At 42.2% G+C, this 22,692-nt stretch carries 24 protein-coding genes, 1 pseudogene and 1 other annotated feature; all 25 genes and pseudogenes read left to right on the forward strand.

Translation table 11 applies throughout. The features are described 5' to 3' along the window. Positions 1-129 precede the first annotated feature (129 nt). Positions 130-456, forward strand: a pseudogene (locus JK635_RS20490) (NYN domain-containing protein); the annotation flags it as partial. Between the two features lie 111 nt (positions 457-567). Beyond that, complete coding sequence (sigH, locus tag JK635_RS20495; RefSeq protein WP_202655858.1) at positions 568-1,176, forward strand: RNA polymerase sporulation sigma factor SigH; 609 nt, start codon at positions 568-570, stop codon at positions 1,174-1,176. A gap of 110 nt (positions 1,177-1,286) precedes the next feature. Then, the gene (gene rpmG, locus JK635_RS20500) at positions 1,287-1,433 is read left to right on the forward strand and encodes a 50S ribosomal protein L33 (protein WP_202655790.1); all 147 of its coding nucleotides are present in this window, start codon (positions 1,287-1,289) and stop codon (positions 1,431-1,433) included. Positions 1,434-1,480: 47 nt separating this feature from the next. Further along, positions 1,481-1,663, forward strand: coding sequence for a preprotein translocase subunit SecE (secE, locus tag JK635_RS20505; RefSeq protein WP_202655791.1), 183 nt, complete (start codon positions 1,481-1,483; stop codon positions 1,661-1,663). Positions 1,664-1,866: 203 nt separating this feature from the next. Then, positions 1,867-2,400, forward strand: coding sequence for a transcription termination/antitermination protein NusG (gene nusG, locus JK635_RS20510; RefSeq protein ID WP_202655792.1), 534 nt, complete (start codon positions 1,867-1,869; stop codon positions 2,398-2,400). A 192-nt stretch (positions 2,401-2,592) separates the two neighbouring features. Continuing rightward, positions 2,593-3,018, forward strand: a complete 426-nt coding sequence (gene rplK / locus JK635_RS20515; protein WP_048822996.1) for a 50S ribosomal protein L11 — start codon at positions 2,593-2,595, stop codon at positions 3,016-3,018. 115 nt (positions 3,019-3,133) lie between these two features. After that, positions 3,134-3,832, forward strand: a complete 699-nt coding sequence (gene rplA / locus JK635_RS20520; RefSeq protein ID WP_202655793.1) for a 50S ribosomal protein L1 — start codon at positions 3,134-3,136, stop codon at positions 3,830-3,832. A 65-nt stretch (positions 3,833-3,897) separates the two neighbouring features. Beyond that, positions 3,898-4,039 (forward strand) — a sequence feature (ribosomal protein L10 leader region). A 34-nt stretch (positions 4,040-4,073) separates the two neighbouring features. Next, entirely contained in the window at positions 4,074-4,574 is a 501-nt protein-coding gene (gene rplJ / locus JK635_RS20525; protein WP_202655794.1) for a 50S ribosomal protein L10, read from the forward strand. A 99-nt stretch (positions 4,575-4,673) separates the two neighbouring features. Next, positions 4,674-5,036, forward strand: a complete 363-nt coding sequence (gene rplL, locus JK635_RS20530; RefSeq protein ID WP_202655795.1) for a 50S ribosomal protein L7/L12 — start codon at positions 4,674-4,676, stop codon at positions 5,034-5,036. A 93-nt stretch (positions 5,037-5,129) separates the two neighbouring features. Further along, a complete protein-coding gene (locus tag JK635_RS20535; RefSeq protein WP_202655796.1) occupies positions 5,130-5,732 on the forward strand; it encodes a class I SAM-dependent methyltransferase in 603 nt (200 codons plus the stop codon). 249 nt (positions 5,733-5,981) lie between these two features. After that, positions 5,982-9,542, forward strand: a complete 3,561-nt coding sequence (gene rpoB, locus JK635_RS20540; protein ID WP_202655797.1) for a DNA-directed RNA polymerase subunit beta — start codon at positions 5,982-5,984, stop codon at positions 9,540-9,542. Positions 9,543-9,705: 163 nt separating this feature from the next. Next, complete coding sequence (gene rpoC, locus JK635_RS20545) at positions 9,706-13,305, forward strand: DNA-directed RNA polymerase subunit beta' (protein ID WP_202655798.1); 3,600 nt, start codon at positions 9,706-9,708, stop codon at positions 13,303-13,305. A 146-nt stretch (positions 13,306-13,451) separates the two neighbouring features. Beyond that, on the forward strand, positions 13,452-13,700 hold the full coding sequence (locus JK635_RS20550) for a 50S ribosomal protein L7ae-like protein (protein ID WP_202655799.1): 249 nt from the start codon (positions 13,452-13,454) through the stop codon (positions 13,698-13,700). Between the two features lie 103 nt (positions 13,701-13,803). Next, the gene (gene rpsL, locus JK635_RS20555; RefSeq protein WP_202655800.1) at positions 13,804-14,226 is read left to right on the forward strand and encodes a 30S ribosomal protein S12; all 423 of its coding nucleotides are present in this window, start codon (positions 13,804-13,806) and stop codon (positions 14,224-14,226) included. A 41-nt stretch (positions 14,227-14,267) separates the two neighbouring features. Beyond that, positions 14,268-14,738 carry a 30S ribosomal protein S7 gene (rpsG, locus tag JK635_RS20560; RefSeq protein WP_202655801.1) on the forward strand — a complete coding sequence of 157 codons (471 nt, stop codon included), beginning with the start codon at positions 14,268-14,270 and terminating at the stop codon, positions 14,736-14,738. 46 nt (positions 14,739-14,784) lie between these two features. After that, positions 14,785-16,866 carry an elongation factor G gene (gene fusA, locus JK635_RS20565; RefSeq protein WP_202655802.1) on the forward strand — a complete coding sequence of 694 codons (2,082 nt, stop codon included), beginning with the start codon at positions 14,785-14,787 and terminating at the stop codon, positions 16,864-16,866. 129 nt (positions 16,867-16,995) lie between these two features. Next, complete coding sequence (gene tuf / locus JK635_RS20570; RefSeq protein ID WP_202655803.1) at positions 16,996-18,183, forward strand: elongation factor Tu; 1,188 nt, start codon at positions 16,996-16,998, stop codon at positions 18,181-18,183. Positions 18,184-18,562: 379 nt separating this feature from the next. Beyond that, the gene (gene rpsJ / locus JK635_RS20575) at positions 18,563-18,871 is read left to right on the forward strand and encodes a 30S ribosomal protein S10 (protein ID WP_007085291.1); all 309 of its coding nucleotides are present in this window, start codon (positions 18,563-18,565) and stop codon (positions 18,869-18,871) included. A 39-nt stretch (positions 18,872-18,910) separates the two neighbouring features. Continuing rightward, complete coding sequence (gene rplC / locus JK635_RS20580; protein ID WP_202655804.1) at positions 18,911-19,537, forward strand: 50S ribosomal protein L3; 627 nt, start codon at positions 18,911-18,913, stop codon at positions 19,535-19,537. Positions 19,538-19,566: 29 nt separating this feature from the next. Further along, on the forward strand, positions 19,567-20,190 hold the full coding sequence (gene rplD, locus JK635_RS20585) for a 50S ribosomal protein L4 (RefSeq protein WP_202655805.1): 624 nt from the start codon (positions 19,567-19,569) through the stop codon (positions 20,188-20,190). Continuing rightward, positions 20,190-20,474, forward strand: a complete 285-nt coding sequence (gene rplW, locus JK635_RS20590) for a 50S ribosomal protein L23 (RefSeq protein WP_202655806.1) — start codon at positions 20,190-20,192, stop codon at positions 20,472-20,474. The genes rplD and rplW overlap by 1 nt, the downstream gene beginning before the upstream one ends. A 28-nt stretch (positions 20,475-20,502) precedes the next feature. Beyond that, on the forward strand, positions 20,503-21,333 hold the full coding sequence (gene rplB / locus JK635_RS20595; RefSeq protein ID WP_202655807.1) for a 50S ribosomal protein L2: 831 nt from the start codon (positions 20,503-20,505) through the stop codon (positions 21,331-21,333). Between the two features lie 60 nt (positions 21,334-21,393). Then, positions 21,394-21,672, forward strand: coding sequence for a 30S ribosomal protein S19 (gene rpsS / locus JK635_RS20600; RefSeq protein ID WP_202655808.1), 279 nt, complete (start codon positions 21,394-21,396; stop codon positions 21,670-21,672). 17 nt (positions 21,673-21,689) lie between these two features. Further along, positions 21,690-22,031, forward strand: a complete 342-nt coding sequence (gene rplV / locus JK635_RS20605; protein WP_202655809.1) for a 50S ribosomal protein L22 — start codon at positions 21,690-21,692, stop codon at positions 22,029-22,031. A 3-nt stretch (positions 22,032-22,034) separates the two neighbouring features. Beyond that, positions 22,035-22,691 (forward strand): 30S ribosomal protein S3, encoded by a 657-nt coding sequence (gene rpsC / locus JK635_RS20610; RefSeq protein ID WP_202655810.1) that lies wholly within the window; start codon positions 22,035-22,037, stop codon positions 22,689-22,691. Position 22,692 lies beyond the last annotated feature (1 nt).

Below are 22,692 nucleotides of genomic sequence, written 5' to 3' on the forward strand. Positions count from 1 at the left end.
TCAGGTTTAACTGTAAATAAATTTCCAAATGGACAGAGCCACCTTTAAATGGGTATTTATCTTTTTGGCCCTAAAAAGGTGAAATATTTTAACTGAAAATTCCGATACTTTTTATGCAACACTAGTGCAAAGAAATATAAAAATCATAAAGTTGAAGTCATTTTTACAAGAGAAAATGAAACGGCTGATGAACGGATTGAAAAAATGGCAATTAGTTTAAATAATCGAAAAACACAGATCCATGTAGCCACTTCCGATTATACAGAGCAATGGGCCATTTTTGGACAAGGGGCACTGAGAATATCTGCCCGCGAGCTGCTGCATGAGATGACATCAGTTGAAAAAGGCATAAAACATCAAGTAAAAAGCATTCAAGAAAAAAAACCGGGATCGAAAATACCTATTAGTGATGAAATGGCAGAAATTTTCGAAAAATGGCGCCGAGGACATAAATGAGCCCTCGACTAGAAAATATTTCTAATGTATAATAATATTATCTACGCTTGTCGGTGGAGGGGATTACGCTTGAGTACGGACTTCGGAGCAAAGGTCAATGGGCAGCTGGTCATGATGGAAGACGAGGAAATTGTTGATCTGGTGCATAAAGGTGATAGTGATGCGTTGGATTATTTAATCCATAAGTATCGTAATTTTGTGCGTGCTAAAGCAAGATCCTATTTTCTGGTTGGGGCAGATAAGGAAGATATTGTTCAAGAGGGGATGATCGGTCTTTATAAGGCTATCCGTGATTACCGCGAGGACAAGCTCACTTCATTTAAAGCGTTTGCTGAGTTATGTATTACCCGCCAGATTATCACTGCCATAAAAACAGCAACAAGGCAGAAGCATATTCCATTAAATTCTTATGTATCATTGGACAAGCCGATATATGATGAAGAATCAGACCGTACCTTAATGGACGTATTGTCTGGCACCAAGGTATTGGATCCGGAAGAACTGATTATCAATCAAGAGGAATTTGACCATATTGAGATCAAAATGACCGAATTATTAAGCGATCTGGAGCGAAAGGTATTGGCTCTTTATTTAGATGGACAATCCTATCAGGAAATTTCAGAAGAGCTTAATCGCCATGTGAAGTCGATTGATAATGCTTTACAGCGGGTAAAGCGGAAGCTTGAGCGCTACTTGGAAATACGGGAATTAACCTTATGACATCTGGCGGGATAAAAAATTTGCCGTTGTTATCTGACGAATGGTTGATAGTTATTGACAAAAAAATGGACGTCATGTTAAAGTTTTAGGGATATATTGAAGGTGTTAAGATGAGTAAAAAAGTGATTCTGGCTTGTGCCGAATGCGGTTCAAGGAATTATTCCACTGAAAAAAAAGCGACACAATCAGATAGATTAGAATTAAAAAAATTCTGCAAAACTTGTGCAACCCATACAATCCACCGAGAAACAAAATAAGATTCAGATTCTGGCAATGCTATTTGCTCTAGTTGGGGGTTTCAAACATGCAACGCATAAAGAAGTTCTTCAGTGATATTGTCCGTGAAATGAGAAAAGTCAGCTGGCCCAAACGAGGAGAGCTTATTCGTTCGACGATTACCGTATTAACGACGGTTGCTTTTTTTGCTCTTTTTTTCACGGTGTTAGATTTAGGAATTTCAAGATTGATTCGTTTAATTCTTGAATAATAAGCGGTAGTTCATGGTATAATGGTAATCAATAAAGAAATTTTTAGCAAAAGCCCGTTTAAACGGGTTTTTTAATTTGCTTAGAAAACTGAAAGCGACCGGTAATAGGTATATTGTATTTGCAATTTCCTTGGTGGTGCAAGAAAGAGTAAAATGAATGGTAAGTTAATGAGTAGGGAGGGACGGACATTTAGTCCTACAAAATGGAAAAGAATTGGTATGTGGTTCATACTTATTCAGGTTATGAAAATAAGGTCAAAGCGAATTTGGAAAAACGTGTAGAGTCTATGGGTATGACGGATAAAATCTTCCGTGTGATTGTACCGGAAGAGGAAGAAACCGATGTCAAGAACGGAAAGAAAAAGGTAGTGAAACGCAAGGTATTCCCTGGATATGTATTAGTTGAACTCGTGATGACAGATGATTCCTGGTATGTCGTACGCAATACTCCCGGGGTTACTGGCTTCGTTGGGTCTGCAGGATCTGGTTCCAAGCCAACGCCGCTGCTTCCGGAAGAAGTGGGCGTTATTCTCAAGCGGATGGGTGTAGAGGAAAAACGGATTGATGTCGATTACCAAATCGGCGAAACGGTACGTGTAAAGGAAGGACCATTTGCCAACTTTACCGGCAATATTGAAGAGATGGATAAGGATAAAGCGAAGCTAAAAGTACTCGTTAATATGTTTGGCCGTGATACACCGGTTGAATTGGACTTCTCACAAATTGAGAAAATCTAATTAGATTGTAAAAAAACTTGAAATCAACTTTAAAAAATGTTAATATTTCATAGGTCAATATGTCTCAGTTTAAGAGACAGGACTTTTGTCAAGCTCTTTATTTTTTTATATAAAGACTATTAATGAGTGGGAGGGAATATTCCCAATTGGGTCCCTATTAACCACATCACGGACTTTAAGGAGGTGTGTCTCGTGGCTAAAAAAGTAATTAAAGTTGTTAAATTACAAATCCCTGCTGGTAAAGCGAACCCAGCACCGCCAGTTGGTCCTGCACTAGGTCAAGCCGGTGTTAACATCATGGGATTCTGTAAGGAATTTAACGCTCGTACAGCAGATCAAGCTGGATTGATTATTCCTGTTGAAATTACGGTATTTGAAGACCGTTCATTTACATTTATTACGAAAACTCCTCCTGCTGCCGTTCTTTTGAAAGTAGCAGCTGGAATTCAGTCTGGTTCAGGCCAGCCTAACCGTAATAAAGTAGCAACAGTAAAGCGTGATAAAGTACGCGAGATTGCGGAACAAAAGATGCCTGACCTTAACGCAGCAAGCGTTGAAGCAGCAATGCGCATGGTTGAAGGTACTGCACGCAGCATGGGTATCACCATCGAAGACTAATCCATGTAACTGTTAATGTGTAATGAGGGGGTTGCGTAGTTTTAAAATACTCGCAACCTTTTTCGTGGGAGTTATTTAACGACGTTAAAACCACATATCAAGGAGGAAAATAATAATGGCTAAAAAAGGTAAGAAGTATATAGAAGCTGCGAAGCTTGTTGACCGTTCAAAAGCTTATCCGGTTGCAGAAGCAATCGATCTTGCAAAGAAAACAAGCTATGCAAAATTTGATGCAACAGTTGAAGTTGCTTTTCGTTTAGGGGTTGACCCTAAGAGAGCGGACCAAAATATCCGCGGTGCTGTAGTACTACCAAACGGAACTGGTAAAACCCAACGCGTTTTAGTCTTTGCGAAGGGTGAAAAATTGAAGGAAGCAGAAGCAGCTGGCGCTGATTATGTAGGCGATACAGAATATATCAACAAAATTCAACAAGGCTGGTTCGATTTCGATGTCATCGTAGCAACACCTGACATGATGGGGGAAGTTGGTAAGCTTGGTCGTGTATTAGGACCTAAAGGCTTAATGCCAAACCCTAAAACAGGCACAGTTACATTTGATGTAGCCAGAGCAATTGCTGAAATTAAAGCTGGTAAAGTTGAATACCGTGTTGATAAAGCTGGAAACATCCACGTGCCAATTGGTAAAACTTCGTTTGAAAACGAAAAGTTAGTAGAAAACTTCACGACTGTATTTGACACAATGCTAAAAGCCAAACCTTCTGCAGCTAAAGGTACTTACATGAAGAACGTAACCGTTTCCTCTACAATGGGACCTGGCGTAAAAGTTGATCCTTCTTCAGTAGCTGCAAGATAATTTTTGCAAGGTAATTTTACCAATTGACAACAACAACGACATTTACTATAATGTGATTTGTTGTTAAAAATAAAACATTTGTACCGTAGACAGCAGGTGCTTATCAGGCTTAATTTCCTGCCGAGGTGATCCGAATAGATTTAGCATAATGCTATTTATGAGGCCTCTATGTCTATGAAAAGATGTGGAGGCTTTTTCATTGCCCGGTATAAATGGAGATAATCTACAGGAGGTGTTAAGAATGAGCAGTGCTATCGAAGCTAAAAAACAAATTGTTGAAGAGATTGCTGATAAATTAAAAAACAGCGTATCAACAGTTGTTGTCGATTACCGCGGACTTTCAGTTGCCCAAGTAACGGAACTGCGTAAACAACTTCGTGAAGCTGGTGTAGAATTCAAAGTTTACAAAAACTCGATGACTCGCCGTGCTGCTGAAGCAGCTGGACTTTCCGGCTTAAATGATGCATTAACTGGTCCTAACGCCATTGCGTTCAGTACTGAAGATGTAGTAGCTCCAGCCAAAATCTTAAATGATTTTGCCAAGAACAATGAGGCACTTGAATTAAAAGCAGGTGTCATCGAAGGCAATATCGCAACAGTTGAAGATGTAAAAGCTCTTGCGGAACTTCCATCACGCGAAGGCTTGCTATCTATGTTGCTTTCCGTACTACAAGCTCCAATTCGCAATCTGGCTCTTGCTGCAAAAGCAGTGGCAGATCAAAAAGAAGAACAAGGCGCATAGAAAAGCGAAAGCGACCACCCTTGGGCGCTTAGCATTTAAGTTTGACAATCTACCCGGTCTTTAAAATAATCAAACGAAAATTAAGGAGGAAACTTAATCATGACTAAAGAACAAATCATTGAAGCAGTTAAAAATATGACTGTTCTAGAACTTAACGATTTAGTAAAAGCAATTGAAGAAGAATTTGGTGTAACTGCAGCTGCTCCAGTAGCAGTTGTTGGTGGTGCAGGTGCTGCTGCTGCTGAAGAAAAAACTGAATTTGATGTTATCTTAGCTGGCGCTGGCGACCAAAAAATTAAGGTTATCAAAGTTGTTCGTGAAATCACTGGTCTTGGTCTTAAAGAAGCAAAAGACCTTGTTGACAACGCTCCAAAACCACTTAAAGAAGGTATTGCTAAAGAAGAAGCTGAAGAAATCAAAGCTAAACTTGAAGAAGTTGGGGCTAACGTCGAAGTTAAGTAATTTAAACGCTAAGAAAAGCTCGCTGGATAAGCGGGCTTTTTTTGCCTATCCGCGATATTCTTCTAAAATTAAACTCCTCAGGGGGTGAGTCAGGTGACTGAACACTACTATTCTCATGTTCAAAAGGTTGAAAGTGATCCAAAACACTGGGATTATACCTTAAGAAATCATTCTTTCCGCTTTAAGACTGACAATGGTGTTTTTTCAAAAAGAGAGGTAGATTTTGGCTCGCGTTTACTCATTGAGTCATTTGTGATGCCGGCTGTAGCTGGTCAGGTGTTGGATGTAGGCTGCGGTTATGGGCCAATTGGGTTAGCGATTGCCATGGATTATCCTGACCGGCTGGTGCACATGGTCGATGTAAATGAACGCGCCATCCAGTTGGCAAAGGATAATGCTGCCCTTAACCGGATTGATAATGTCAAAATCTATGAAAGTGACCGACTATTATCTGTTAAAGAAAAAGATTTTGCTGCGATCTTAACCAATCCGCCAATTCGGGCAGGAAAAAGAACAGTTCACGATATTTTTGAACAGAGTGCACAAATTCTTGTTCCAAGTGGTGAACTTTGGGTAGTGATTCAAAAGAAACAAGGTGCCCCTTCCGCATTGGAGAAGCTAAAAACTATTTTTTCAGTAGTTGAGACGGTAACGAAATCAAAAGGATATTATATATTTAAAGCAAAAATTAGTTGACTATATGTTACCTTTGTGGTAGCATTATAAAATGCCATCATAATATTTACCGTTTTATTCCTGCAAATGCTTATTTTTCAGTATAAAATAAGGATAAAACGGAAATGATGACAAAATAATAGTCAAAATGTGAAATTGTGGTTTTTGAGCAAAAAACCCTTTTTCTTTTTGTCTTTTGAAAAGGGGCTTTTCCCCTTCTTAAAAGTTCATAGATTTTTCAAATTACGCTTGATTTGAGGGGTGAATCAGTTGACAGGTCAACTAGTTCAGTATGGACGCCACCGTAAGCGGAGGAGTTACGCACGAATCAGTGAAGTTTTAGAATTACCAAATCTAATTGAGATCCAAACCTCTTCATATCAGTGGTTTCTTGATGAGGGGCTGCGTGAAATGTTCCAGGATATTTCACCAATTGAGGACTTTACAGGTAATCTATCACTGGAATTTATTGATTACAGTCTTGGCGATCCAAAGTATTCTGTCGAAGAATCAAAAGAACGGGACGTTACATATTCTGCTCCGTTACGTGTAAAAGTACGTCTGGTAAACAAAGAAACAGGTGAAGTAAAAGATCAAGATGTTTTCATGGGTGATTTTCCCCTAATGACAGAAACAGGCACGTTTGTGATTAATGGAGCAGAGCGCGTTATTGTTTCCCAGTTAGTACGTTCACCGAGCGTCTACTTTAGTGCGAAAGTCGATAAGAATGGGAAAAAAGGATTTACAGCAACAGTTATTCCGAACCGCGGCGCTTGGCTGGAGTATGAAACAGATGCCAAAGACGTCGTATATGTCAGAATTGATCGTACTCGGAAACTGCCCGTTACGGTTCTTTTGCGTGCATTAGGATTCGGCTCTGATCAAGAAATTATCGACTTAATTGGCGATAACGAATATTTACGAAACACCTTGGAAAAAGACAACACAGAAGGTATCGATAAAGCATTACTTGAAATCTACGAACGGCTTCGTCCCGGTGAGCCACCGACCGTTGAAAATGCGAGAAGTTTATTGATTTCCCGCTTTTTCGACCCAAAACGCTATGATCTAGCGAACGTAGGCCGTTACAAAATTAATAAAAAGCTTCATTTAAAAAATCGTTTATTTAATCAACGGTTAGCCGAAACACTGGTTGATCCTGAAACAGGTGAAATTATCGCTGAAAAAGGGACGGTTCTTGACCGCCGCAACCTCGATAAAATTTTACCGGCACTTGAGAAAAATATTAACTTTAAGAGTTTTACCCCTGTTGGCGGGGTAGTGGAAGACGAAATAATTCTTCAGAGCATTAAAATTTATGCTCCTGGTGATGAAAATGAAAAAGTGATCAATGTATTGGGAAATGCTTATGTGGCTGAGCCAATCAAGCATATTACCCCTGCAGACATCATTGCGTCAATCAGCTATTTCTTTGACTTGCTTCATGGTGTCGGCGATACAGACGATATCGACCATCTGGGAAATAGACGTTTGCGTTCTGTCGGTGAACTATTGCAAAACCAATTTCGGATTGGTTTATCCAGGATGGAGCGGGTTGTTCGTGAAAGAATGTCAATCCAAGACACAGCAACGATCACACCACAGCAGTTAATTAATATTCGCCCGGTGATTGCGTCGATCAAAGAGTTCTTTGGAAGTTCGCAGCTTTCCCAGTTCATGGACCAAACCAATCCGCTTGCAGAATTAACTCATAAGCGACGGTTATCAGCACTGGGACCTGGTGGATTAACGCGTGAACGTGCCGGGATGGAGGTTCGTGACGTTCACTACTCCCACTATGGCCGGATGTGTCCAATTGAAACGCCGGAAGGTCCAAACATTGGTTTGATTAACTCGTTATCAACTTATGCGAAGGTTAATCGGTTTGGCTTTATTGAAACACCTTACCGCCGGGTTGATCCTGACACCGGCAGGGTAACGGACAGAATTGATTATTTGACTGCTGATGAAGAAGATAACTATGTCGTCGCCCAGGCAAACTCTCGCCTTGACGAAAATGGCGCCTTCCTGGATGAAGAAGTAGTTGCTCGTTTCCGCGGGGAAAATACTGCCGTAAAACGTGAACGGATCGACTATATGGACGTTTCGCCAAAACAGGTTGTTTCAGCGGCCACAGCTTGTATTCCGTTCTTGGAAAATGACGACTCTAACCGTGCCTTGATGGGGGCAAACATGCAGCGTCAAGCGGTTCCGCTGATGCAGCCGGAAGCTCCAAGAGTGGGTACTGGTATGGAATATGTATCCGGTAAAGACTCCGGGGCAGCCGTGATTTGTAAACACGACGGTATTGTTGAACACGTAGAAGCCCGCCAAGTATGGGTTCGTCGTGTTACGGAAATAGACGGACAAGAGGTTAAAGGCAACCTTGATAAATACCGCTTATTAAAATTTGTCCGCTCTAACCAAGGAACCTGCTACAATCAACGCCCAATCGTAAAGCCTGGCGACCGTGTCGTAAAAGGTGAAATCCTTGCCGACGGTCCTTCAATGGAATTGGGAGAATTGGCCCTTGGACGTAATGTGCTGGTAGCCTTTATGACTTGGGATGGTTACAACTATGAAGATGCGATTATTATGAGTGAACGTCTTGTAAAAGACGATGTTTATACTTCGATTCATATTGAAGAATATGAATCAGAATCACGTGATACCAAGCTTGGCCCTGAGGAAATTACCCGTGATATTCCAAACGTTGGCGAAGATGCGCTAAAGAATTTGGATGAACGGGGAATCATCCGCATCGGTGCTGAGGTAAAAGACGGTGATTTGCTAGTTGGTAAAGTAACTCCCAAAGGGGTTACAGAACTTACTGCTGAGGAAAGACTTCTTCACGCCATTTTTGGTGAGAAGGCACGTGAGGTACGGGATACCTCCCTTCGCGTTCCACACGGTGGAGGGGGAATCGTTCACGATGTCAAAGTATTTAACCGTGAAGATGGCGATGAGCTTCCTCCGGGTGTAAACCAGCTTGTCCGTGTTTATATTGTTCAAAAACGTAAAATACACCAAGGCGATAAGATGGCTGGACGACATGGTAATAAAGGGGTTATCTCAAGGATTTTACCTGAAGAAGATATGCCGTTCATGCCGGACGGTACACCTGTTGATATCATGTTAAACCCATTAGGGGTTCCTTCCCGGATGAATATCGGACAGGTGCTGGAGCTTCACTTAGGAATGGCCGCAAGACAATTGGGCATCCATGTTGCCACACCGGTATTTGACGGTGCCACCGAGGATGATGTGTGGGCAACGATTGAAGAAGCCGGTATGGCACGTGATGCGAAGACCATTCTTTATGATGGCCGTACAGGTGAACCATTTGATAACCGTGTGTCTGTCGGGATCATGTATATGATTAAATTAGCACACATGGTTGATGATAAACTGCATGCCCGTTCAACCGGACCTTACTCACTAGTTACGCAGCAACCGCTTGGCGGTAAAGCTCAATTCGGCGGACAGCGTTTTGGTGAAATGGAAGTTTGGGCGCTTGAGGCTTACGGCGCAGCTTATACGCTTCAAGAAATTCTTACAGTTAAATCAGATGATGTTGTCGGACGTGTCAAAACATATGAAGCCATTGTAAAAGGTGAAAATGTTCCGGAACCAGGGGTTCCTGAGTCATTCAAGGTATTAATTAAAGAACTTCAAAGTCTTGGTATGGACGTGAAAATTCTCTCCGGTGACGAAGAGGAAATCGAAATGCGGGATATCGATGACGAAGACGACTTGCAGCAAGTTGATACGTTAAACCTTGCTCAGGATACACCAAATCTGGAATCGGAAAAGGTTGGTACGAAAGAATAACATAAATGGGCAAGCGCACGATTGGGTGTGCGCTTGCGTTCTCTCTTTATATTAAGGCAACTCGAAAACGTTGCAGCGATTTACAACTGTCAGAGGCTAGATGTCAGAACAGAAGTAATCGACGAATTAGCCGATTTCTTCAATCAAAAGGGAGGTAGGCCCCTTGCTGGATGTTAATAATTTTGAGTATATGAAAATTGGCCTTGCTTCACCGGATAAGATCCGTTCATGGTCTTACGGAGAGGTCAAAAAACCAGAAACCATTAACTATCGTACGTTAAAACCGGAAAAAGACGGCTTATTCTGTGAAAGAATTTTCGGTCCAACGAAGGATTGGGAATGTCACTGCGGTAAATACAAGCGGGTACGTTATAAAGGCGTTGTCTGCGACCGTTGTGGGGTTGAAGTGACACGGGCAAAGGTACGCCGTGAGCGTATGGGGCATATTGAATTGGCTGCTCCGGTTTCGCATATTTGGTATTTTAAAGGGATTCCAAGCCGGATGGGGCTTGTGTTGGATATGTCCCCAAGGGCGTTGGAAGAAGTTATTTACTTTGCTTCCTATGTAGTAACGGAAGCTGGTGACACGGCTCTGGAAAAGAAGCAGTTATTATCTGAAAAAGAATACCGTGCCTATCGCGAAAAGTATGGCAATAAGTTCCAAGCGTCTATGGGTGCAGAAGCAATTAAACGGCTTCTTTCCGATATCGACTTGGATAAGGAAGTAGATATTTTAAAAGAAGAATTGAAGACAGCACAAGGTCAGCGTCGTACTCGTGCGATTAAACGACTGGAGGTATTAGAGGCATTCCGCAACTCTGGAAATGAACCATCTTGGATGGTACTGGATGTGCTCCCGGTTATTCCTCCGGAACTTCGTCCAATGGTCCAGCTTGATGGCGGAAGATTTGCCACATCTGACCTGAATGATCTTTACCGGCGCGTGATTAACCGTAATAATCGCTTAAAGCGTTTGTTAGATTTAGGCGCACCAAGCATTATCGTACAAAACGAAAAGCGGATGCTGCAAGAAGCAGTGGATGCATTGATTGATAACGGCCGCCGCGGCCGTCCGGTTACAGGACCAGGCAATCGTCCGCTTAAGTCGCTTTCCCATATGTTAAAAGGGAAGCAAGGACGGTTCCGTCAGAACTTACTTGGTAAACGGGTTGACTACTCAGGCCGTTCGGTTATTGTTGTTGGTCCATACTTAAAAATGTACCAATGCGGCCTTCCAAAAGAAATGGCGTTGGAACTATTCAAGCCATTTGTGATGAAAGAGCTTGTAGAGAAAGGTTTAGCCCATAACATCAAATCTGCTAAACGTAAAATTGAACGTGTCTCTCCAGATGTCTGGGATGTGCTTGAAGATGTCATAAAAGAACATCCAGTTTTATTAAACCGCGCCCCTACATTGCATCGATTAGGGATTCAGGCATTTGAACCAACACTTGTAGAAGGCCGGGCGATCCGCCTGCATCCGCTTGTATGTACTGCCTACAATGCGGACTTTGACGGGGACCAGATGGCTGTACACGTACCGCTGTCGGCTGAAGCTCAAGCTGAAGCAAGACTGTTGATGCTGGCAGCGCAAAACATTCTAAACCCTAAAGATGGGAAACCAGTTGTCACTCCTTCTCAGGACATGGTATTAGGTAACTACTACCTGACATTGGAAAGAGAGGGTGCTATCGGCGAGGGAATGATTTTTAAAGATATAAACGAAGCATTGCTTGCCTATCAAAATGGTTTTGTCCATTTCCATTCCCGCGTTGCTGTCCATGCCGGTTCATTGCGGAACGAAACCTTTACCGAAGAACAAAACAATAAGCTTCTTATCACAACAGTGGGAAAACTTATTTTTAACGAAATTCTTCCAAAATCTTTCCCTTATCTCAACGAACCTACTAAGAGCAACTTAGAGGAAAAAACACCTGAGAAGTATTTTGTTGAAAAAGGTGAAGATGTAAAAGCGAAAATAAAGAGTATGCCGCTGGTTGATCCATTTAAAAAGAAAGTCCTTGGTAATATCATTGCCGAAGTCTTCAAGCGTTTCAAAATTACCGAAACGTCGAAAATGCTTGACCGTTTGAAGGATCTTGGTTTCAAATATTCAACCAAGGCCGGGATTACAGTCGGCGTGGCGGATATTGTCGTACTTGGTGAGAAGGAGCAGATCCTTCACGATGCTCAGGTCAAAGTCGATAACGTGCAAAAGCAGTTTAGACGGGGTCTCATTACCGAAGATGAACGGTATGACCGGGTGATCTCCATTTGGAGCCAGGCGAAGGATACCATTCAAGGACGCCTAATGAAGTCTTTGCATAAAACAAATCCAATCTTTATGATGAGCGATTCTGGTGCCCGTGGTAACGCCTCTAACTTTACACAGCTCGCCGGGATGCGCGGCTTGATGGCGAACCCGGCTGGTCGAATCATCGAGTTGCCGATTAAATCAAGTTTCCGTGAAGGACTGACGGTGTTAGAGTACTTTATTTCCACTCACGGCGCACGCAAAGGGCTTGCCGATACAGCGCTGAAAACAGCTGACTCTGGTTATTTGACACGCCGTCTGGTCGATGTAGCCCAGGACGTTATTGTCCGCGAAGATGACTGTGGAACGGACCGTGGTTTCTCCATCCGTGCCTTAAAAGATGGTACAGAAATCATCGAAACTTTGGAAGAGCGGTTAATTGGCCGTTATGCCCGTAATACGATCAAGCATCCTGAGACAAATGAAGTACTGGTTCGTGAAAATGAACTGATTACTGAAGACATTGCCAAGGCAATCGTGGATGCAGGAATAGAAGAAGTGAAAATCCGCTCCGCGTTTACATGTAATACCCGTCATGGAGTATGTAAAAAATGTTATGGGCGCAACCTGGCGACTGGTCAAGAGGTGGAGGTGGGTGAAGCAGTTGGTATTATTGCTGCTCAGTCCATCGGGGAACCAGGTACACAGTTAACGATGCGTACATTCCATACCGGCGGGGTAGCAGGAGACGATATTACTCAAGGTTTACCGCGGATTCAAGAAATTTTTGAAGCACGTAATCCTAAAGGTCAAGCGGTTATTTCTGAGATTGGCGGTACAGTTGTCGGCATTAATGAAGGCCGCGACCGCCAGCATGAAATTGTTGTTCAAGGTGAAGTAGAAACACGTACGTACAATGCTCCTTATACAGCACGTTTGAAAGTTGCTGTCGGTGATCAAATTGAACCTGGCCAAGAGTTAACGGAAGGCTCGATTGATCCGAAGGAATTATTGAAGGTAAAAGATGTTCTATCCGTTCAAGAGTACTTGCTGCGCGAAGTACAAAAGGTATACCGCATGCAAGGGGTTGAAATTGGCGATAAACACGTTGAAGTAATGGTACGGCAAATGCTGCGCAAAGTTCGTGTAGTTGATGCTGGGGAAACAGATGTATTACCTGGTACGCTGTTAGATGTTCACCAATTTACTGATGCCAACGAAAAGGCATTATTGGAGGGCAGATTACCAGCAACAGGTCGTCCGATATTGCTTGGTATCACAAAAGCATCTCTGGAAACAGATTCATTCTTATCCGCTGCATCGTTCCAAGAGACAACAAGAGTTCTAACCGATGCGGCGATCAAAGGCAAGCGGGATGAATTGTTGGGCTTGAAGGAAAATGTGATCATCGGGAAACTTGTTCCAGCAGGTACCGGCATGCAGCGGTATCGCAAAGCGGAGCCCATGTTTCGTGAAGTAACATCGGAAGAGCCGGTTTCAATTGATTAATTTGAAAAGCGGTACCTAGAAAAATTGGGTACCGCCTTTTTAAAGCTCCATTAATGAAACTGAAATTTTTGTTTGACATCTTATTTTGAAGATGGTAATATATCAAAGGTGCTCCTATACACCTGATACTTTGGAGGATATGAAAGATGTCTTATGAAAAAGTATTGCAGGCTGGTAAATTTATTATAGGAACAAAACAAACAGTGAAAGCACTGCAAGAGGGAATCGTCCGGGAACTTATTATTGCCAGCGATGCAGACCATAAGGTAGTTGCAAAAGCGGTGAATGAGGCCAAGGAGCGAAACATTCCGATCTATTACGTCGACTCTATGAAAAAGTTGGGGAAAGCGTGCAAAATAGAAGTTGGTGCGGCAGCTGTTGCAATTATTCGTTAAAAACTGTTTTTGTAGATTGTGCTGTCTACAAAAACTTTGTTTTTGCAAAAAAATGAACCACCTGGATGTGTGGGCTTAACAATCGTGAAGGGAGGAAATAAAAATGCCTACAATTAACCAATTAGTGCGCAAACCACGTCAAGCAGTGACGTATAAATCAAAATCTCCTGCACTGAATAAAGGTTATAACAGTTTTAAAAAATCTCAAACGAACTTATCATCACCACAAAAACGCGGGGTATGTACTCGTGTTGGTACGATGACACCAAAGAAGCCAAACTCAGCGTTACGTAAATATGCACGTGTACGTTTGACAAATGGTATTGAGGTAACTGCCTATATTCCTGGTATCGGCCACAACCTGCAAGAACACAGCGTTGTTCTAATCCGTGGCGGACGTGTTAAAGACTTACCAGGGGTACGTTATCACATTGTTCGTGGAGCCCTTGATACAGCTGGTGTTAACAACCGGATGCAAGGCCGCTCTAAATATGGTACAAAGAAACCAAAAGCAGCTAAGAAATAATCTGATTAATTAGGGAAGCTTCTTTGAAAGGAGGAAAAAACATGCCACGTAAAGGTCCAGTAGCAAAAAGAGACGTGTTACCAGATCCGCTTTACAATTCAAAATTAGTTACACGTTTAATCAATAAAATGATGATTGACGGTAAAAGAGGTAAATCTCAAGCAATTTTATACTCTGCTTTTGATATTATCCGCGAACGCACAGGCAAAGAACCAATGGAAGTGTTTGAAGCAGCATTAAAGAACATTATGCCGGTTCTTGAAGTAAGAGCCCGCCGCGTAGGTGGTGCAAACTATCAAGTTCCTGTTGAGGTGCGACCTGACCGCCGTACAACTCTTGGACTTCGCTGGTTAGTGAACTATTCCCGTCTTCGTGGAGAAAAGACGATGGAAGAACGTTTAGCTAACGAAATTATGGATGCGGCAAACAACACTGGTGCATCTGTTAAGAAGCGTGAAGATACACACAAAATGGCTGAAGCAAATAAAGCATTTGCTCACTATCGTTGGTAATTTTACATTCAAAAATACATTCTTACTAGGAAGGAGAAAGACTTAAATGGCAAGAGAGTTCTCCTTAGAAAAGACTCGTAATATAGGCATCATGGCACACATCGACGCCGGGAAAACCACGACCACTGAGCGTATCCTTTATTACACTGGTAAAATTCATAAAATCGGTGAAACTCATGAAGGTGCGTCTCAAATGGACTGGATGGAACAAGAGCAGGAACGCGGAATTACGATTACTTCTGCTGCAACTACCGCGCAATGGAAGAATCACCGCGTTAATATCATTGACACTCCAGGACACGTAGACTTTACCGTTGAAGTAGAACGTTCTCTTCGCGTACTTGATGGTGCTGTTGCCGTTCTTGATGCCCAGTCTGGAGTAGAACCACAAACAGAAACCGTTTGGCGCCAAGCAACAACATACGGCGTGCCGCGAATCGTGTTTGTTAATAAAATGGATAAAATCGGCGCAGACTTCTTATACTCTGTAAAAACATTGCATGAACGTCTGCAAGCGAATGCCCATCCAATTCAGCTGCCAATTGGTGCTGAAGACCAATTTAAAGGCATTATTGACCTGGTCGAAATGAAAGCGGAAATTTATGGAAATGACCTGGGGACAGATATAGAGGAAACAGAAATTCCTGAAGAGTACAAAGCTCAAGCTGAAGAGTACCGTGAAAAATTAATTGAAGCTGTTGCTGAAATTGATGAAGAATTAATGGAGAAGTACCTTGGCGGTGAAGAAATTACTGTCGAAGAACTGAAAGCAGGGATTCGTAAAGGTACTGTTAATGTAGAATTCTATCCTGTACTTTGTGGTTCAGCCTTTAAAAACAAAGGCGTACAACCAATGCTTGATGCTGTTATTGATTATCTTCCATCTCCATTAGATGTTCCTTCTATTAAAGGACATGCAGTGGATGACGAGGATGAAATTATTGAACGTCACTCAAGTGATGATGAGCCATTCTCTGCTCTTGCATTCAAAGTTATGACTGACCCTTATGTCGGTAAATTAACATTCTTCCGTGTATACTCTGGTACACTGGAGTCCGGATCCTATGTCCAAAACTCTACTAAAGGAAAGCGGGAACGTATCGGACGGATTCTGCAAATGCACGCAAATCACCGTCAAGAAATTTCTCAAGTATATGCCGGTGACATCGCTGCAGCTGTAGGTTTAAAAGATACGGCAACGGGCGACACTCTATGTGATGAGAAAAACCTGGTTATCCTAGAGTCAATGGTATTCCCTGAGCCGGTTATCGAACTTTCGGTAGAACCAAAGTCAAAAGCAGACCAAGACAAAATGGCCACTGCATTACAGAAACTTCAAGAGGAAGACCCAACATTCCGGGCTTCAACAAATCCTGAAACCGGACAAACGATTATCGCTGGTATGGGTGAACTTCACCTTGATATCATCGTTGACCGGATGAAGCGTGAATTTAAAGTTGAAGCAAACGTAGGTGCTCCGCAGGTAGCCTATCGCGAAACATTCCGTGGAACTGCACAAGTTCAAGGTAAGTTCGCGCGCCAATCAGGTGGACGTGGCCAATACGGGGATGTTTGGATCGAATTCTCACCAAATGAAGAAGGAAAAGGCTTTGAATTTGAAAATGCTATTGTCGGTGGTGTCGTTCCGCGTGAGTACATCCCTGCAGTTGAAGCAGGATTAAAAGATGCGCTTGAACGCGGCGTGCTTGCCGGTTATCCAATGGTTGACATCAAAGCGAAATTATTTGATGGTTCATACCATGATGTTGACTCATCAGAAATGGCATTTAAAATCGCAGCTTCATTAGCATTAAAAAATGCAGCAGCAAAGTGTAATCCAGTTATTCTCGAACCGGTCATGAGAGTAGAGGTTGTTATTCCTGAAGAATACTTAGGAGATATTATGGGACAACTTACTGCCCGCCGCGGCCGTGTTGAGGGAATGGAAGCACGCGGCAATGCCCAAGTTGTTCGCGCAATGGTTCCACTTTCAGAAATGTTTGGTTATGCTACAGCTCTTCGTTCAAGCACTCAAGGTCGCGGTGTATTTACCATGCACTTTGATCATTACGAAGAGGTTCCAAAATCAATTTCTGATGAAATTATCAAAAAAAATAAAGGGGAATAATTGATTTTCCCTATTCTTTAAAGTATAACTATTTTAGTAAGAATGGAGGCTGTAATCACAGGAACTCCTGGTATTACAGTTTCCACTTAAATATACTTAACAATTTAATCCAAAGGAGGATTTTCTAAAATGGCAAAAGCGAAATTTGACCGCTCAAAACCACACGTTAATATTGGTACAATTGGTCACGTTGACCACGGTAAAACTACTTTAACAGCTGCAATCACTTCTGTTCTTGCAAAACAAGGTAAAGCAGAAGCTCGTGCATATGATCAAATCGACGGTGCTCCAGAAGAAAGAGAACGTGGTATTACAATCTCTACTGCACACGTTGAGTATGAAACTGATAATCGTCACTATGCACACGTTGACTGCCCAGGACACGCTGACTATGTTAAAAACATGATCACTGGTGCTGCCCAAATGGACGGTGCGATTCTAGTTGTATCTGCAGCAGACGGTCCAATGCCACAAACTCGTGAGCACATTCTTCTATCTCGTCAAGTAGGTGTACCTTACATCGTTGTATTCTTAAACAAATGCGACATGGTTGACGACGAAGAACTTTTAGAATTAGTTGAAATGGAAGTTCGTGACCTTCTATCAGAATACGACTTCCCTGGTGATGATATTCCGATCATCAAAGGTTCCGCTCTGAAAGCATTAGAAGGCGATGCTCAATGGGAAGAAAAAATCGTTGAACTTATGAACGCGGTTGACGAATATATTCCAACTCCAACTCGTGACAACGACAAACCATTCATGATGCCAGTTGAAGACGTATTCTCCATTACTGGTCGTGGTACAGTTGCTACCGGCCGTGTAGAGCGTGGTATGGTTAAAGTCGGTGACGTAGTTGAGATCGTTGGTTTCACTGAAGAGCCAAAATCTACTACTGTAACTGGTGTAGAAATGTTCCGTAAACTATTAGACTTTGCTGAAGCTGGTGACAACATCGGTGCCCTTCTACGTGGTGTTTCTCGTGAAGAAGTTGAGCGCGGACAAGTTTTGGCTAAGCCAAAATCCATCACTCCACACAAAAAGTTTAAAGCACAAGTTTACGTATTATCTAAAGAAGAAGGCGGACGTCATACTCCATTCTTCTCAAACTATCGTCCACAATTCTATTTCCGTACTTCTGATATTACTGGTATCATTACTCTACCAGAAGGTACTGAAATGGTAATGCCTGGCGATAATACTGAAATGACTGTTGAGCTTATCGCTCCAGTTGCGATTGAAGAAGGAACTAAGTTCTCTATCCGTGAAGGTGGACGTACTGTAGGTTCTGGTTCAATCACTACCGTTATCGAATAATAAATGAATTCATGAAAGCAGCTGGAAACCTAGGATCCAGCTGTTTTTTCATCTAATTACCATACGTTTCTTCTATTATAATATATTAATCATTTTCTGACTCTAAAGACGGTAATTAGGAATTATTGGTGGGTGTTTTAAAGCTATTGAAAAAGACAACATCGCCCGCTATAATAGGAAAAGTGAAATTCACCGCAGTGAATGCAAGATAAATGTTGCGTTCACCCTGTGTTTTATGTATAATTAACAATGTTGGTCTTTGACTGCGATGATGTGGGAGGTTGCTGACACACCCGGCCGCTTTGCCATGGCGCTGTGTTAGGGAAATTCTCACGGAGAATGTCTATTTTAAAAATAGGCGAATAAAGGAGGGAAAATAATGGCAAAACAAAAAATTCGTATCCGCTTAAAGGCATATGATCACAGAATTCTTGATCAATCCGCTGAAAAAATTGTTGAAACAGCAAAACGTTCAGGTGCAGCCGTTTCTGGTCCGATTCCGCTTCCAACTGAAAAATCTGTTTACACTATTCTTCGTGCGGTACACAAGTACAAAGATTCTCGTGAACAATTTGAAATGCGGACACATAAGCGTCTAATCGACATTGTAAATCCAACACCACAAACTGTGGATGCACTCATGCGTTTAGATTTGCCATCAGGTGTTGATATTGAAATTAAACTCTAATCAAAATAAATGTTAAGAAAAATAGGAGGTGTGACTGAAATGACCAAAGGAATCTTAGGAAGAAAGATTGGTATGACTCAAGTATTTGTAGAAAACGGTGATTTAATTCCGGTAACTGTAGTTGAGGTAGCTCCAAACGTAGTTCTTCAAAAGAAATCAGTTGAAAACGACGGGTATGAAGCCGTACAGCTTGGTTTCGAAGATAAACGCGAAAAGCTTGCCAACAAGCCGGAAAAAGGTCATGCTAGCAAAGCAAATACTGCTCCTAAGCGCTTCGTTCGTGAATTTCGCGGAGATGACTTAGCAGGCTATGAAGTTGGTCAAGAAGTCAAAGTTGATATTTTCGCTGCAGGCGATTTAGTAGATGTAACAGGAATCTCAAAGGGTAAAGGTTTCCAAGGCTCGATCAAACGCCACGGACAATCTCGCGGCCCGATGGCACATGGTTCACGTTATCATCGTCGCCCTGGTTCTATGGGACCGGTTGCTCCAAACCGCGTATTCAAAGGTAAAATGTTACCAGGACGTATGGGCGGAGAACAAGTTACAGTTCAAAACCTTGAGATCGTTAAGGTTGATACAGAACGCAACTTGCTTTTAATTAAAGGTAATGTGCCAGGTGCAAAAAAAGCATTACTAAAAATCAAAAGTGCGGTAAAGGCATAACGATTTCATAAGAAAGGAGGAACAATAGAATGCCAAAAGTAACATTATTCAACCAAAACGGTTCACAAGTCGGCGAAATCGAGTTAAATGAATCCGTTTTTGGTATTGAACCTAACCAACACGTATTATTTGAAGCAATTGTGATGCAAAGGGCTTCATTACGTCAAGGGACTCATAAAGTTAAAAACCGTTCAGAAGTTGCAGGCGGTGGACGTAAACCATGGCGTCAAAAAGGAACAGGCCGTGCTCGTCAAGGGTCTATCCGCTCACCACAATGGCGCGGAGGTGGTACTGTATTTGGTCCGCAGCCACGCAGCTATAGCTATAAATTACCGAAAAAGGTTCGTCGCTTAGCGATCAAATCGGCATTATCTTCTAAAGTATTAGATGAAAATCTTATAGTATTAGAGAACTTAGCTTTCGAAGCTCCAAAAACAAAAGAATTCAAAGCTGTTTTAAACAACCTTTCTGTTGAGAAAAAGGCGTTAGTTGTTACTGCTGACTTGGATGAAAACGTAGCATTATCCGCTCGTAACATCCCGGGAGTAACGGTCGTAACAGCAGATGGCATCAATGTATTGGATGTTGTGGGTCATGATCAACTTATTATGACCAAAGCAGCGGTTGAAAAAGTAGAGGAGGTGCTTGCATAATGGATGCACGCGAAATCATTAAGCGCCCCGTTATCACTGAACGTTCTACTGATCTAATGGCTGAGAAAAAATACACTTTTGATGTAGATGTAAAAGCAAACAAAACTCAAGTCAAAGACGCAATTGAAGAAATCTTCGGTGTAGAAGTAGAAAAAGTAAACATCATGAACTATAAAGGCAAATTCAAGCGAATGGGTAAATTTGGCGGATACACGAACAAACGTCGTAAGGCCATTGTCAAGCTAACTGCTGACAGCAAAGAAATTGAGATCTTTGAATCATAAAATGTGACAAGAAGAGGAGGGAAATAAAATGGCGATTAAAAAGTACAAACCTACCTCTAATGGTCGTCGTGGCATGACAGTATTAGATTTCGCAGAAATCACTACTGACACTCCAGAAAAATCTCTTTTAGCACCATTGAAAAAGAGAGGCGGCCGTAATAATCAAGGTAAGTTAACTGTTCGTCATCAAGGTGGCGGCCATAAGCGTCAATATCGTCTTATCGATTTTAAACGCGATAAAGATGGCATTCCAGGACGCGTTGCCACTATCGAATACGATCCAAATCGTTCCGCGAATATCGCGTTAATTAATTATGCTGATGGAGAAAAGCGTTATATCTTAGCTCCAAAAAATTTAGAAGTTGGAATGGAAGTTATGTCTGGTCCTGAGGCAGATATTAAAGTGGGGAATGCACTTCCACTTGCTAACATTCCTGTTGGTACTGTTGTACACAATATCGAATTAAAACCTGGAAAAGGCGGTCAATTGGTCCGTTCTGCAGGTACCAGTGCTCAAGTACTTGGTAAAGAAGGCAAATATGTTCTAGTTCGTTTAACTTCTGGTGAAGTCCGCATGATCCTGGCAGAGTGCCGTGCATCTGTAGGTCAAGTAGGGAACGAGCAACATGAACTTATTAATGTCGGTAAAGCAGGTCGTTCACGCTGGTTAGGTAAACGTCCAACTGTTCGTGGTTCTGTTATGAACCCTAACGATCACCCACATGGTGGTGGTGAAGGTCGTGCTCCTATCGGACGTAAATCACCAATGACACCTTGGGGCAAACCAACTCTTGGTTACAAAACTCGTAAGAAGAAAAACAAGTCTGATAAACTTATTATTCGTCGTCGTAAAAAATAACGGGATTGAACTACGGTTCAAAGATAGAACCGTAGAGCAATCACGAAGGGAGGTTCATTCATGGGTCGCAGCTTAAAAAAAGGACCATTTGTCGATGATCATTTAATGGTTAAGGTCGAAAAGTTAAATGAAGCGGATAAGAAACAAGTAATTAAAACTTGGTCTCGCCGTTCTACGATCTTCCCACAATTTATTGGTCACACAATTGCTGTATATGATGGCCGTAAACATGTGCCTGTTTATATTACGGAAGACATGGTAGGTCACAAGCTTGGAGAATTTGCGCCAACTCGTACCTACAAAGGTCATGCCGGTGATGATAAGAAAACAAGACGTTAAGAGAGGAGGGCATCCTAATGCAAGCAAAAGCTGTTGCAAGAACAGTTCGAATTGCTCCTCGTAAAGCACGTTTAGTCGTTGATTTAATCCGAGGTAAGCAAGTTGGTGAAGCGGTAGCCATTTTGAAACTAACTCCGAAGGCTGCTTCTCCAATCGTTGAAAAAGTATTAAAGTCAGCTATGGCCAATGCTGAGCACAATTACGAAATGGACGTAAATGATCTGGTTGTAGCTCAAGCATTTGTTGATGAAGGGCCAACATTGAAACGTTTCCGCCCACGCGCTATGGGTCGTGCAAGCCAAATTAATAAACGCACAAGCCACATTACAATCGTTTTATCAGAGAAGAAGGAGGGATAATCTGTGGGTCAAAAAGTAAATCCGGTCGGTATGCGTATCGGGATCATCCGTGACTGGGAATCAAAATGGTACGCAGGCAAAGACTTTGCTGAACTTTTACACGAAGACATTAAAGTTCGTGAATACATCACGAAGCGTTTAAAAGATGCTTCTGTATCCAAAGTAGAAATTGAACGCGCTGCTAACCGTGTGAACGTAACAGTCCATACTGCGAAGCCTGGTATGGTTATCGGTAAAGGCGGTACAGAAGTGGAGGCACTTCGTAAAGCTTTAAATCAACTTACCGGCAAACGCGTACACATCAATATTCTTGAAATTAAAAAGGCAGATATTGATGCGAAACTAGTTGCTGAAAATATCGCCCGCCAATTAGAAAATCGGGTATCTTTCCGTCGCGCCCAAAAGCAGGCTATTCAACGTGCCATGCGCGCTGGTGCACAAGGTATTAAAACAATGGTATCCGGTCGTTTAGGCGGAGCTGATATCGCCCGTGCAGAACATTACAGCGAAGGAACAGTTCCACTTCATACACTTCGCGCTGATATCGATTATGCTACAGCTGAAGCTGACACTACTTATGGCAAGCTTGGTGTAAAAGTATGGATCTATCGTGGAGAGGTCCTTCCTACAAAGAAGAAAACTGAGGAAGGAGGCAAATAAG

This window comes from Neobacillus paridis, from assembly GCF_016765675.1.
Taxonomy (GTDB): domain Bacteria; phylum Bacillota; class Bacilli; order Bacillales; family Cytobacillaceae; genus Neobacillus; species Neobacillus paridis.